Annotated in this window: 14 protein-coding genes; 2 read left to right on the top strand and 12 right to left on the bottom strand. The window is 29.3% G+C overall.

The annotated features are described in order from the left end of the window. Positions 1-7: 7 nt before the first annotated feature. The 10 genes from mtaB to Q0714_RS05245 all read right to left on the bottom strand — a co-directional run bounded on the left by mtaB (position 8) and on the right by Q0714_RS05245 (position 10,506). The gene (mtaB, locus tag Q0714_RS05290; protein ID WP_298263291.1) at positions 8-1,342 is read right to left on the bottom strand and encodes a tRNA (N(6)-L-threonylcarbamoyladenosine(37)-C(2))-methylthiotransferase MtaB; all 1,335 of its coding nucleotides are present in this window, start codon (positions 1,340-1,342) and stop codon (positions 8-10) included. A gap of 109 nt (positions 1,343-1,451) precedes the next feature. Further along, a complete protein-coding gene (locus Q0714_RS05285) occupies positions 1,452-2,255 on the bottom strand; it encodes an aldose 1-epimerase (protein WP_298263289.1) in 804 nt (267 codons plus the stop codon). 17 nt (positions 2,256-2,272) lie between these two features. Then, positions 2,273-4,399 (bottom strand): DPP IV N-terminal domain-containing protein, encoded by a 2,127-nt coding sequence (locus tag Q0714_RS05280; RefSeq protein ID WP_298263288.1) that lies wholly within the window; start codon positions 4,397-4,399, stop codon positions 2,273-2,275. Positions 4,400-4,461: 62 nt separating this feature from the next. Next, a complete protein-coding gene (locus tag Q0714_RS05275; RefSeq protein WP_298263286.1) occupies positions 4,462-5,481 on the bottom strand; it encodes an endonuclease/exonuclease/phosphatase family protein in 1,020 nt (339 codons plus the stop codon). A gap of 3 nt (positions 5,482-5,484) precedes the next feature. Beyond that, positions 5,485-6,318 carry a rhomboid family intramembrane serine protease gene (locus tag Q0714_RS05270; RefSeq protein ID WP_298263285.1) on the bottom strand — a complete coding sequence of 278 codons (834 nt, stop codon included), beginning with the start codon at positions 6,316-6,318 and terminating at the stop codon, positions 5,485-5,487. Position 6,319: 1 nt separating this feature from the next. Next, positions 6,320-7,054: a rhomboid family intramembrane serine protease gene (locus Q0714_RS05265; RefSeq protein WP_298263284.1), complete on the bottom strand. Its 735-nt coding sequence runs from the start codon at positions 7,052-7,054 to the stop codon at positions 6,320-6,322. A 21-nt stretch (positions 7,055-7,075) separates the two neighbouring features. Continuing rightward, entirely contained in the window at positions 7,076-8,890 is a 1,815-nt protein-coding gene (mutL, locus tag Q0714_RS05260; RefSeq protein ID WP_298263283.1) for a DNA mismatch repair endonuclease MutL, read from the bottom strand. Further along, complete coding sequence (locus Q0714_RS05255) at positions 8,890-9,177, bottom strand: hypothetical protein (protein ID WP_298263282.1); 288 nt, start codon at positions 9,175-9,177, stop codon at positions 8,890-8,892. The genes mutL and Q0714_RS05255 overlap by 1 nt, the downstream gene beginning before the upstream one ends. Before the next feature lie 78 nt (positions 9,178-9,255). Continuing rightward, a complete protein-coding gene (gene ribH / locus Q0714_RS05250) occupies positions 9,256-9,735 on the bottom strand; it encodes a 6,7-dimethyl-8-ribityllumazine synthase (protein WP_298263281.1) in 480 nt (159 codons plus the stop codon). A gap of 6 nt (positions 9,736-9,741) precedes the next feature. Continuing rightward, on the bottom strand, positions 9,742-10,506 hold the full coding sequence (locus Q0714_RS05245; RefSeq protein ID WP_298263279.1) for a tetratricopeptide repeat protein: 765 nt from the start codon (positions 10,504-10,506) through the stop codon (positions 9,742-9,744). Between the two features lie 112 nt (positions 10,507-10,618). Here Q0714_RS05245 and Q0714_RS05240 point away from each other — a divergent pair, with 112 nt between their 5' ends. Together Q0714_RS05240 and Q0714_RS05235 are read left to right on the top strand one after the other, a co-directional pair. Then, a complete protein-coding gene (locus tag Q0714_RS05240) occupies positions 10,619-11,698 on the top strand; it encodes a DNA replication/repair protein RecF (protein ID WP_298263278.1) in 1,080 nt (359 codons plus the stop codon). Beyond that, a complete protein-coding gene (locus tag Q0714_RS05235) occupies positions 11,698-11,994 on the top strand; it encodes a DUF721 domain-containing protein (protein WP_298263277.1) in 297 nt (98 codons plus the stop codon). Before Q0714_RS05240 ends, Q0714_RS05235 begins: the two co-directional genes overlap by 1 nt. Positions 11,995-12,049: 55 nt before the next feature. Here the strand turns inward: Q0714_RS05235 and Q0714_RS05230 are convergent, their stop codons facing one another. Beyond that, positions 12,050-12,469 (bottom strand): nucleoside-diphosphate kinase, encoded by a 420-nt coding sequence (locus tag Q0714_RS05230; protein WP_298263276.1) that lies wholly within the window; start codon positions 12,467-12,469, stop codon positions 12,050-12,052. A 65-nt stretch (positions 12,470-12,534) separates the two neighbouring features. Then, positions 12,535-13,575: an alkaline phosphatase D family protein gene (locus Q0714_RS05225; protein WP_298263275.1), complete on the bottom strand. Its 1,041-nt coding sequence runs from the start codon at positions 13,573-13,575 to the stop codon at positions 12,535-12,537. Positions 13,576-13,579 lie beyond the last annotated feature (4 nt).

The raw sequence follows: 13,579 nt of genomic DNA, 5'->3' as shown, positions 1-13,579 counted from the left end.
TTGAATATTAATTTACTGTTGGAACTTTTACCCAATCAAACCGCACCAAGCCATCCTTATCAATTTTTGTTAATTGTATAGTATGTAAAGTATTTATTAACTCAGGATTCCAAGGAGTTTTAACTTTAACATAATTTTCTGTAAACCCATGAATATAACCTTCTTTGTTTTCACTTTCAAATAATACGGTTAATTCGTTTCCTAATTGACTTTCATAAAAAGCTCTTCTTTTTTTAACTGAAAGCCCACGAAGCATTTTACTTCTTTTTGTTCTAACTTTTTGAGGTACAACGCCTTCCATTTCTATAGCTTCAGTATTTGGTCTTTCTGAATACGTAAAAACGTGTAAGTAAGAAATATCTAGTTCGTTTAAATAATTGTAGGTTTCTAAAAATAATTCATCAGTTTCTCCTGGAAACCCAACAATAACATCAACACCTATACAGGCATTTGGCATTGCTTTTTTAATGGCTTCAACTCTGTTGGTATAAGTTTCTTTTAAGTACCTGCGTTTCATTAACTTTAATAATTCATCGCTACCACTTTGTAAAGGAATATGAAAATGAGGTACAAAACTGTTAGACTCTGCAACAAATTCAATGATCTCATTTTTCAATAAATTAGGTTCAATTGAAGATATTCTTAAACGGTGAATGCCTTTAACTTTATCTAAAGCTTGAACCAATTCAAAAAATGTATGTTCGTGTTTTTTATTTCCAAATTCACCTTTTCCATAATCTCCAATATTAACACCTGTAAGCACAATTTCTTTAATTCCTTTTTCTGAAATTTCTTTGGCATTATGCAATATATTGTTCAAAGTATCACTACGTGAAATACCTCTAGCAAGCGGAATAGTGCAATAGGTACATTTATAATCGCAACCGTCTTGTACTTTTAAAAAAGCGCGAGTTCTATCTCCAATGGAATAAGATCCCACATAGAAATCAGCTTCTTCAATTTCACAAGAATGTACTTCTCCCATATCATTTTTGGTAAGGTCGTTTAAATAATCGGTTACTTTAAACTTTTCGGTGGCACCCAGCACCATATCAACTCCATCTACAGCAGCTAATTCTTCAGGTTTCAGCTGTGCGTAGCATCCAATGGCAATTAAAAAAGCTTTTTCATTCTGTTTTAAAGCACTTTTTACAATGGTTTTAAAACGTTTGTCAGCATTGTCTGTTACCGAACAGGTATTTATAACATAGATATCAGCTACTTCATCAAACTCAACACGTTTAAAACCTTCGTTTTGAAAGCTACGTGCAATAGTTGATGTTTCTGAAAAATTTAATTTACATCCTAGTGTGTAAAATGCGACTTTTTTTTGTGCGCTCATTCTTATACATTTATCGGATGCAAAAGTACAGAATTTTATTTTTAAAACAGATTGCAACTAAATCAAATATAAATGATTTAATGAGCAACTTAAATGATAAAATAAAGTTTTAGATAATTTTAAAAGGTGTAATTAACACTTCAAAAATATCAATACCTTTTGATTTGTTAAATAGCTTTTTCGATAACAATTCACCATCAGTGTATGGATAAGCAGTAATTGGCTCTATACATAACATAGTAGGAACTTCCGTCCAAAGCATAAAATTATTAAAACCCATTGTTTTGATAGAAATGTTAAAACCATTTTTTTTAATTAGTTGAACTTCAGTGGTATTTAAAATAGGTAATGCAGTACTACCTCCTTCTATAATGTTAGGGATAGAAATATCTTGGTTGTTAGATTGTACAATTTCGTCTAAGTTTCCTTGAAGCATAAAGGCAGGATGATAGCCTAACATAAAGGGCATTTTATTTTCTGCTTGTAGTTCAAAACTTATTTTTAAAGAGCTGTTAGTAATTTCATACTTTTTGAAAAAGGTGAAATTGTAAGGCCAACAAAGTCCTTTTTCAGTTGATTTTTCAGGATATTTTGAATTATTAATAAAAGTATTTGCAATGTATTTTTTTTGAAAGACAGCATCGTATTCGCTACTTTTTAGCAGCGAATACGATAACTCCCTTAGTAAACCATGCTGATCTTGAATAGCTGTTCCTTTTGGTGTTGAGATTCTAAAATTTTTAGATTCAGTTGGTCCAATGATAGGAAACATTTCTGTATCAGAATTTCTCCAACCTAATGTTCCTTTTTGATGAATTAGTTCTTCATTATTTTTTTGGTAACTGACTAATTCACCCTTTTCAATTTTAACAATTGAAGTTGTATCTGGACTTTTTAAGGTTACACTAATCATTTAATTTAGATATTCAATTATTTATTATTTTCAACAATATAATTCATCATTTTTTCAATTAAATGAACTCTATCTTTGCCTCTAACATTATGCTCATGCATTGGGTAAGTAAAAAAGTCTACTTGAATATTTTGTTTAACGGCCTCTTGTAAAAGTGTCATACTATGCTGAGGAACTACTACGGGATCTACACTTCCGTGAATTAATAATAATTTGCCATCTAAATTTTTAATATAATTTGAAACTTTGGCATTTTTATACCCTTCAGGATTTTCTTGTGGAGTATCCATATAACGTTCACCATACATTACTTCATAATATTTCCAATCAATAACTGGTCCACCAGCTACAGCTGTAGTAAATATACCAGGATTTCTTAACATTAAGCTAGTGGTCATAAATCCTCCATAACTCCATCCATTTACAGCAATTCTGGAAGCATCTACATAATTTAATGACTTCAAATAATTTACACCTGTTAATTGATCTTCAATTTCAGCATTACCTAAATTACGGTGAATAATACTTTCAAATTTAAAACCTCTATTTGCCGATCCTCTATTATCTAATGTGAAAATGATGTAATTTTCTAAAGTTGCAAATGCTGGCATCCATAAACTAGCTCCGCCTAACCAAGTGTTAGTAACCATTTGGGCGTGTGGCCCACCATATACATAGATGAGTACAGGGTATTTTTTAGAAGGGTCAAAATTTGCAGGTTTAATGATTCTAGTATATAAATCGGTTCCGTCATTTCCTTTAAGGGTTACAAATTCTGTAGTTCCAATATTGTAATCTTTTAAAGGATTTTCAGCTTGTAATAGAGTTGTTGATTTTTCTTTTTTAGTATCAATTACTTCTATATTTCTTGGAGTAGTTAAATTGCTGTAATTATCTATCAAATAATTTCCGTTACTATTAATTTGTGTATAATGTGTTCCATTATTTTTAGTCAGCTTAGTGTATTTACCCGTTTTTAAATTTACTTTAAAAGTATGATTTTCTCTTGCATCTTCACCAGTTCCTGTGATGAATACATTTTTACCTTTAGCGTCAAAACCTGAAATTCCAGTAACTACCCAATTAAATTTGGTAACTTGTTTAACTAATTTTCCTTCAGTAGTGTACTGATATAAATTCATAAAACCATCACGTTCACTAAGCCACAAAAAGTTGGTAGTGCTATTTGGTAAAAAAACCGCTGGGTTTTCTGGTTCTGTCCATTTATCATTAGTTTCTTCAAATATGGTAGTTACTTTTTTTCCATTCTCAACACTATATTTATTATACCAAACATGGTTTTGTTCTCTATTAATTTCAGCAACAAGCAAGTATTTTTCATCTGGCGTCCATGATATATTGGTTAAATAATGTTCGTCTGAAGTATCAATATCTAAATAGGTTGTTGTTTTATTTAGAGTGTTAAAAATTCCAATTTTGGCTATTTCACTTCCTTGTCCTGCCATTGGGTATTTAATATTTTTTAAACTGGCAGGGTAGGAATTAATGTCAACTAAAGGATATTCAGTAATCTTGCTTTCATCTTTTTGATAAAATGCTAAATAAGTTCCTTTTGGGCTCCAAAAAGTTCCTTTTACAATACCAAATTCACTTCGATGTATTGCTTGTCCTGAGACAATATTTTTATCGTTTATTTCAGTCACAGCAATTTTAGGATTGGTTGCTGTTGCCACATATAAATTGTTATCTATAGTATAAGCTACAGCTATAGCTTTTGAATTAAATTCGGCGTTTTGACCATTTTTATCAAAAGTAACAGTAGTAGTTTTACTGTTAGTTATGTAATTATAAGTTTCAAAAGAATTACTTAATCTAAAAGTGAGTTCTGTAGCTGAGATTTCTTGTACTCTTGGAAAGTATTTCAAATTAGAATATGCTTTTTGAAGTTCTTCTAACTTTAAAGTTGATGTTACTTTGTTACTTTTAGCATTGGTAAAAATGAGTGCATTTTCTTTTTGAAAAACATAAGTATTTGTGTTTTCTACCCAACTAAGATTATTTAGTGATTTTGGGTATAAACCTTTGTAATAACCTAATACGGCATCTTCAATAGAAAGTTCTTTTTGCTGTGAAAACCCTAAAAAGAAGGCGCATAAAAATAGTAGCGAAATAATTTTTTTCATTTGGTTGAATTTTAAATAATAAACAAAGTTATATAATTAATGTAGTTTTATACTGATGATTATCAGGATGGATTAAAATTTAACCGAGCCATAATTGGATAATGATCAGAGTGAGGAATATGAAAGGTTTTAAAGTTATTTATTTCCAAAGCCTTATCGGTTAAAATAAAATCTATTCTAAAAGGAAAATAGTAATCGAATGTTTTTCCAAAACCTTCACCAGCAACTTCAAAAGCATCATTTTTATCAGCTATTAATTTACGATACACCCAAGAAAAAGCATTGTTATTTAAATCTGCACAAATAATAGATTTATAGTTTACTTTTTTTAAATGCTCTGTAATAAGAGTTGCTTGGTTGGCTTGTTTTTTAAACGAATTTTCTACTCGAACTCTTAACTTATCTGAAATTTCTTGATTGAAATTGTCTTTTTTTGGATTGATTTTTAAAGATTCAAGATGAACATTGTATACGCGAATGGTATCTTTATTTTTAACAACATCAACAAAAATAGTATTGTTACTAGTATTTGAAAAGTTTAGTGAGCCTGAATTAATAATCTTATATTTTGAAAAAATAGCGTGTCCAAAGTTATTTTTTTTATTGCTTGTTTTTATAAATTTATACGGATAATTAAACCCAATTTTTGCTGCTGTATGGAATTCTTGCAAACATAAAATATCAGGATCTTTATCTTTTATAAAATCGTAAATTTTTTGAGCCACGTTCTTTTCTTCAATCCAATTATATAAATTAAACATACGTACATTGTAACTCATAACTTTAATATCCTTAGTCAACAATACCTTTTTTTCACTAAAGCTGTAAAATTTAGCAATGTATTGGTATCCAAGAAGTAAAATAATTGTTGAAAGCCAAAATTGTTTTTTCAATTTAATTAACCAATAAATAGCAAAAATTAAATTGATAAGGATTAAAAAGGGAATCGATAAACTTAAAATTGAAACAAAAGAAATTGAATTAGGTGAAACATAATAACTAAAGTAGGCTATAAATAATATAGTTGCTAATATAGAATTAACAATAAAAATGAATTTATCGATCAATGATAATTTTTTCATGGATTATTTTTTCCCTGCTCTAAATAAGAAATCTTTTTCTTCTTGTGTTAAACTTTCATATCCAGACTTACTAATTTTATCTAAAATGTCATCAATTTTTCGTTGTTTTGTTTTTGAAACCTCTTGAGTTGAAGTTCTTTTTTTAGATTTATACACTGTTTTTAAAGGTTTTCCTTTTTTTATGGTTGTTAAATTAGTAAAGTAATTAACAATAGTTTCAAACCATTTTCCAATATCGTTTCCTTTTTCTAGCTGTTTGGCATACATAAAACCTAGTACAGCGCCACTAAGGTGTGCAATGGCACCACCATTATCAAAATTTGCCAATTGTAAAATACTTAAACCTACCCAAATTGCAGCTAACACCCATAATTCTACACTACCTATAAATCTAAGTTGAAGAGCATATCTAGGAATTTTAGTTGCAATAGCTACAAAAATAGTGGTGACTGCGGCAGAAGCACCAGCAAGCGGAGCACCCATTTTATTTGTTAAATAATAATTTAATAAAAAAATACTACCTCCAAATAAGGCACCTAAAAAGTAAAAGTTTAAAAATTGTTTTTTTGTATAGAAATCTAGAAACAGATTCCCAATATAATAGAGTACTAATAAATTAGATAAAATATGAATAAATCTTTGATGAATAAATGCATAGGAAACAATTGTCCAAGGTTTATAAAAAAACTCGGAAAGCTGTGTAGGTAAGGCGAGCCATTCAATGCTAAATTTTGTGAAAAGAACTGTAATTAAAAATAATGCAATATTTATATAGATGATTTTTTCAACTACGTTTGCTTTTTGGTACGCTTGTTTTATGTCGTTTATAAAAGTCAAATTAATTCCATCTTTTAAATTGGTTTTGTTTCCAATACCAAGCTATTATAAAACCTATTAAAGCTCCTCCAACGTGTGCAAAATGAGCTACATTTCCAACAGAATATTTTGTAATACCAAAGAATAAATCACCTAAAATAATTAAGGGAATAAAGTATTTTGCAGCAATTGGAACAGGGAAAAATATCAACGCTAATTTTGCATTAGGAAAAGCCATGCCAAATGCAACTAAAATACCATAAACAGCACCTGATGCTCCAACTGCAGGAGTGTGGTATGTTGCATAAAATTCTGCAAGTTGAGCTTCACTTACATATTCTAAAATTTGATTATTATAGCTGCCAGTAGATAATATATTTTGAATGTCATTACTTGATAAACCAATGCTAATTAATTGATCGTAAACACCACTAAATTGATAGTAATTTACCAGTGTATAAATTATACCTGCACCTAATCCAGCAGATAAATAGAAGAATATAAATTTATTTTTACCCCACATTTGCTCTAAAGGTGTTCCAAATGCCCATAATCCATACATATTAAATAAAATATGAGCAAAGCCACCGTGCATAAACATATGGGTAAGAAATTGCCAAAATCCAAAATTTGGGTTTTTTGGAAAATACAACGCAAACAAACTATCCAATCCTAAAGCTGGAGCAAGTTGCGGAGCAACAAATAAAAATATATTTATGATAATAATATGTTTTACAGCGTCGGTAATTCTTCCCATAATACTTGTATTTAACAGATGTTAATTACTAAATTTTTTATCAATTTCGTCTAAATTAATGGTAACAAATGTTTTTTTACCAAAAGGAGACAAGTCTGGTTGTTTGCACAAAAATAGTTTATTTACTAATTCTTCTTGTTCTTTTAAGCTTAATTTGCTTCCTGTTTTAATTGCTAAACTTTTTGCTAAGCTCTTCGCCATCATGTCTAATTGACTAAAACTAGCATTTGGAATGTCATTTTTAATATCTTCTAAAAGTTGTTCAATAATCATAGAAATCTGACTTTCAACAATAGTAATAGGCATTCCTTTTATAACAATGGTGTCGTCTAAAATTTTATCAAAAACAAAGCCAATGCTTTCTAAATCTTCTTTTATTTCTTTAATTAGTTCAATGTCACTTTTATTAAATGAAATTTCTAATGGAAATAATAATTGTTGGCTTGTAGCTTCTTTAACGGTAATATTTTCTAAAAATTCTTCATATAATATACGTTGATGGGCTAAATACTGGTTGATATACACTATGCCAGATTTTATACTACTAACAATATATTTATGATGAACTTGGTAAGTTTTGGTACTGGTTTTTTCTTCATTAAATAAAGAAGTATTTACGGTTTCAACTTCAACTTCAATATTTTTAATATCTAAACCTGTGTATAAACTTTCCCACGTAGCTTCTTTTTCACGTTTGAAAGGAAAACGAATAGATTTTTGTTCTTCGGTTTTAAATGGGTTGAAATTAGGGTCAACTTCTACTCTTGGAGTTACTGTTTTTTTATCCTTAAATTCATAGGGTGTATCAAAAGAAGCACTTCTATTAAAGTCTAAAATAGGAGCAACATTGTATTGACCTAAACTATGTTTTATTGTAGAACGTAAAATTGCGTATAGGGTTTTTTCATCATCAAACTTTATTTCAGTTTTAGTTGGATGGATATTAATATCAATACTCTTCGTTGGAACTTTTAAAAACAAGAAATAAGTTGGATGATATCCATTGGATAATAAGCTTTCAAAAGCACTTGAAACAGCATGATTTAAATATGCATTTTTTATAAATCTATCATTCACAAAAAAGAATTGTTCTCCTCTTTTTTTCTTTGCATATTCAGGTTTAGCTACAAAACCTGATATTTCTAAAACATCAGTAGATTCATTTATTGGAACTAATTTTTCATTTGTTTTTTTTCCAAAAACAGCAACAATTCGTTGACGTAGGTTACTTGAAATCAAGTTGTAAATTTCATTTTCGTTATGGTAAAATGAAAATGAGATATTTGGATGTGCCAGTGCAACACGTTGAAATTCATTTACAATATGGCGTGTTTCAACACTGTTAGATTTTAAAAAATTTCTTCGAGCAGGAATGTTGTAAAATAAATTTTTAACTGCAACGGAAGTGCCTATTGGGTGAGAAATATTTTCTTGTGAAACCAAAGAACTACCTTCAATTTTTATAAGGGTTCCAAGTTCTTGATTTTCTTGTTTGGTTTTTAAATCTACATGCGCAATAGCAGCGATAGATGCTAAAGCTTCACCTCTAAAACCCTTAGTGTTTAAATTAAATAAATCTTCAGCTTTGGTAATTTTTGAAGTTGCATGACGTTCAAAACTTAGTCTGGCATCTGTTTGACTCATTCCTTTGCCATTGTCAATCACCTGAACTAGTTGTTTTCCGGCATCTTTTATAATTAATTTTATAGAAGATGCTCCAGCATCTATAGCATTTTCAAGAAGCTCTTTAACTACGGAAGCAGGTCGCTGAACAACTTCACCGGCTGCAATTTGATTAGCAACGTGATCAGGAAGTAATTGTATAATATCTGGCATTAGAATAAGGTGTGTAATTCAAAAATATAAGCAACAATTCCAACTAAAATAGCAATAATTATTGCTAATCTTATAGTTGTTGAACGGTCTGAAGCGCTTTTTTTATTTTTTACCCAATCATTTTTTAAATTATTTTTAGTCAGCCTTATTTTAGGAGTATCCTCGTTTTTGTTTTTGCCATGGTATTTTTCCTCCATTTTTTGCAAGCGTTCTTTACGCTCGTCATAATAACGAGGTTTATAGTCAAAAACATAATGAGCCCTAGGCTTAAATAATTTACCAAACATATTATATGTATAAGTTATACAGTATTCAAAAATACTGAATTATAAAGTTATGGTCAAGTTTTGTGAATAAGAAGCCTGTTAAAACTCTCTTAAAGCTGCCATTTTTATTGCTGCAATTGCAGATTCTATTCCTTTGTTTCCGTGTTTTCCTCCAGAACGGTCGATAGATTGTTGCTTAGTGTTGTCGGTAAGAACACAAAAAATTACAGGAATATCATATTTAATATTTAAATCTTTGATACCTTGTGTAACGCCATCACATACAAAATCAAAATGTTTTGTTTCACCTTGAATTACATTTCCAATAGCTATAATGGCATCTACTTTTTGAGTTTCAATCATTTTTTTACAACCGTAAATTAATTCAAAACTTCCAGGAACATTCCAACGAATAATATGTTCTTTAACGGCTCCATTTTCAAGCAGTGCTTTTTGAGCTCCTAAAAATAGATTTTCAGTAATATCATCATTCCATTCAGAAACAACAATCCCAAACCGATAGGAATTCGCGTTTGGGATTGTTGCTTTATCGTAATAAGATAAATTTGTTGTTGCCATTACAGCTTATTTTTTTGAAGCAAATGTTGCTTTGTTGATATAGATATCAATATTTTTAGCTTCTTCAGAATTAGGATATTCATTTTTAATTCTGTTAAAAGCGTCTAATGCTTTTGAGTATTTTTCAATTTCCATAGCGGTATTTCCAGCTTTAAATAAGAAAAAAGGAGTAGAAAAATTATTATTTCTCAAATTAGCAGCTTTTAAATAATATTCAAGGGCATCTTCTGGCTGGTTAATATCAGCAAAAGCATCACCAATAGCTCCTTTTGCAGTAGGTCCTAATAATTCATCGTTAGATGAGAATTTCTCTAAATATTCGATAGCTTCTTTATAGTTTTTTAATTTTAAATTAGAAATACCAGCATAATAATTGGCTAAATTTCCAGCTTTAGTACCATTATAATTATTGGCAATGTCTATAAATCCATATTTACCATCAGCACCATTTAAGCTAAGTGTTAATAGGGAGTCTACAGCAACAGGATTGCTCATAGCGTCTTCAAAGTAAGCTTTAGGGAAAGCCAATTCGTTGGCAGCCTCTTTCTCTTGAGGTCCTTTCACATATTTTTGATACGCTAAATAACCTAATACAGCGGCTACAATAAGTCCTAAAATAATAAAAATAATATTTTGATTTTTAATAACGAATTGTTCTGATCTTGAAGCCGTTTCATCTAAAGTGTTAAATACTTCAGCAGTGGTTGATTTGTCTTCAATTTTATTTTGACCTTTCTTAGCTTTGCTTCCTGTCTTTTTATATGTTGCCATTTGTTGTAAAATTTGTAGGCGCAAAAATAGAATTTTTAATTGGAAAGTAAAAATGCAAATGTGTCTAAATTTTCATTTATTTTGAATAATTTTATCGTTTCAATAAAAATAAATGCATTTAGAAAAAATAACTTTAGTAAATTTTAAAAATTTTGAATCTCAATCTTTTGATTTTGAGGAGAAAATAAATTGTTTTGTTGGGAATAACGGCGTTGGGAAAACCAATGTTTTAGATGCTATTTATTATCTTTCTTTTGCCAAAAGTTATTTTAATTCTGTAGCTACACAAAATATTCGTCATTCTGAAGATTTTTTTATGATTGAAGGAATTTATAAAATTGACGATAAAATTGATAAGGTTGTTTGTAGCCTAAAAAGAGGCAACAAAAAAGTTATTAAAAGAAATGGAAAGGCTTATGAAAAATTTTCTGAGCATATTGGGTATTTGCCTTTGGTTATTATTTCTCCAGCAGATAGAGATTTAATTATAGAAGGCAGTGATACTAGAAGAAAATTTATGGATAATGTAATTTCTCAATCGGATACCATATACTTACAAACTATCATAAAATATAATAAAGTATTAGCTCAAAGAAATTCCTTGTTAAAGTATTTTGCATTCAATAGAACGTTTGATGAAGTAAATTTAAAAGTGTATAATGAACAATTAGAACGTTACGGAAGTGTAATTTATGAAAAAAGAAGTCGTTTTTTATCAGAGTTTATACCCATTTTTAAAGAGCGTTATAAATCTATCTCAAATAGTAAAGAGGAAGTAAATTTAATTTACAAAACGCAATTAAATGATACTAACTTGTTAACGTTGTTTGAAGAAAATTTAGATAAAGACCGTGTGTTGCAATACACTAGTGTAGGAGTGCATAAAGATGATTTATTGTTTGAAATAGAGGGGTATCCAGTAAAAAAGTTTGGATCTCAAGGACAGCAAAAATCGTATTTAATAGCATTAAAATTAGCACAATTTGATTTTATTCGAACACAGTCGCACATGAAACCTATATTATTATTAGATGATATTTTTGATAAATTGGATGATTCAAGAGTTCATCAAATAATTAATTTAGTGAATAATGATGAATTTGGGCAATTATTTATTAGTGATACTCATAAAGAAAGAACAGAAGAAGTAGTTAAAAAAACACAACAATCCTATAAAATATTTCAATTATAATGGCTAAACGTCAAAATGAATTTCATTCTATTCAAGATTTAATGAAGGATGTAATTAAGGAAAATAAACTGACTAAAGGAATGCAAAGAATTTCTGTTAATGATGCTTGGGCAAAACTAATGGGAAACGGAATTGTATCTTACACTCAAAGTGTTGAAATGAATGGAAAAACATTGGTGGTAAGATTAAAATCATCAGTTTTAAGAGAAGAGCTTAGCTATGGTAAAGAAAAAATTGTAAAAATGATGAATGAAGAATTAGGTGAAACTTTAATCTCAAAAATAATATTGAGCTAAAAAAAATCCGTTGGAAACAACGGATTTTTTTGAATTATATTTATATAAGTTGTTTTTAAAACATTTCTCTTCCAGAAAAATGAAAAGCACTTTCAATAGCAGCATTTTCATCGCTATCAGATCCGTGAACTGCATTTTCTCCCATAGAAGCAGCATACATTTTTCTAATAGTTCCTTCAGCAGCTTCAGCTGGATTTGTAGCTCCAATTAAAGCTCTAAAGTCTTCAACTGCGTTTTCTTTTTCTAATACTGCAGCAATAATTGGTCCACGAGTCATATATTCAACTAATTCACCAAAAAATGGGCGTTCACTATGTATTGCATAAAATTCTTTAGCATCCGCTACAGTCATTTGGGTCATTTTCATTGCTACAATTCTAAAACCTGTAGCATTAATTTTTTCTAATATTGCTCCAATATATCCTTTTTCAACTGAATCAGGTTTAAGCATTGTAAAAGTTCTGTTTGTTGCCATTTTGTTTTTCTAAATTTTTAAATCGGCGCAAATATAGTATTTTCTAAACAAATGAAAATTAGCAATTAATAATTTTGAGTTAAGGTTTGGTAAACTTCATTAGCCGCTCCTTTGATTTCAAAAATGACCTTATTTTGATTGAAATTGAATTTTAATAAACCAAAACTCTTTTTAGAAACAACAGTTCCAACTCTATAAATATTAGGCTCTTCAGTAAATCCTGAATAAGAGTGTGTTAATCCGCTTGAAGTGAAATCAATTAGAGGGTAATTTAAACCATCAACTTCTTTTTTTGAAAATTCAGAAATATGTCTATCTCCCGATAAAATAATGGTGTTTTTAGCTTGAGTAGATTTTAAAAGCGCCTCTAGTTTATCAACTTCATGCGGCATATTTCCCCAAGATTCAAATCCGTGTTCGGCCGATAAAAATTGAATGCTGCTTACTAATATATGGTAATCGGCTTTAGAGTTTTTCAACTGTTCTTCAAGCCATTTCCATTGTGTTTCTCCTAAAATACTACCTCTTCCATAACTATTGGGTTGGTATCTTTTTTTAGTTTCAGTATCGGGGGTTAATTCTGTTCTAAAATAGCGAGTGTCTAAAGCAATAATCTTTATATTGGTATTATTTACGTTGTAACTTTTGGCAAAATAAACACCTTCTTGTTTTCTTCGTTCGTCATTTTTGTCAACGTTTAAAAAATCTAAAAATAGCTGTTGAGATTCTTTTTTTTTGGTATATTCTATTCCGCCATCATTCAATCCGTAATCATGGTCGTCCCAAGTAGCTAAAATTTCTTTATTTTTTATAAAATTTTGATACTCAACATTATTTTTTTGTTGAATATAATTTTTTTCCAAATAACTCATATTATAGGTGTCTGAATAAATAATATCTCCTCCCCAAATCCAAATATTAGGATTGTTTTCATCAATAGTATTCCAAAAATTATTCACCATATTTTGGTTATTGCAAGAGCCGAAAGCTATCACAAAGTCATAGGTGTTCTTAACTTTTTTTAGGGTTTTATTTGTAGGAATTTTATTCTTTTTACAACCATAGAAAGTTATTAGTAACAATAAGATTAATTTTTGATAATTCATTTTT

The organism is uncultured Lutibacter sp. (genome assembly GCF_947493565.1).
Taxonomy (GTDB): Bacteria; Bacteroidota; Bacteroidia; order Flavobacteriales; family Flavobacteriaceae; genus Lutibacter; species Lutibacter aestuarii.
Note: the sequence above shows the minus strand (reverse complement) of the source record. Positions and strands in the feature narration are given on the sequence as shown.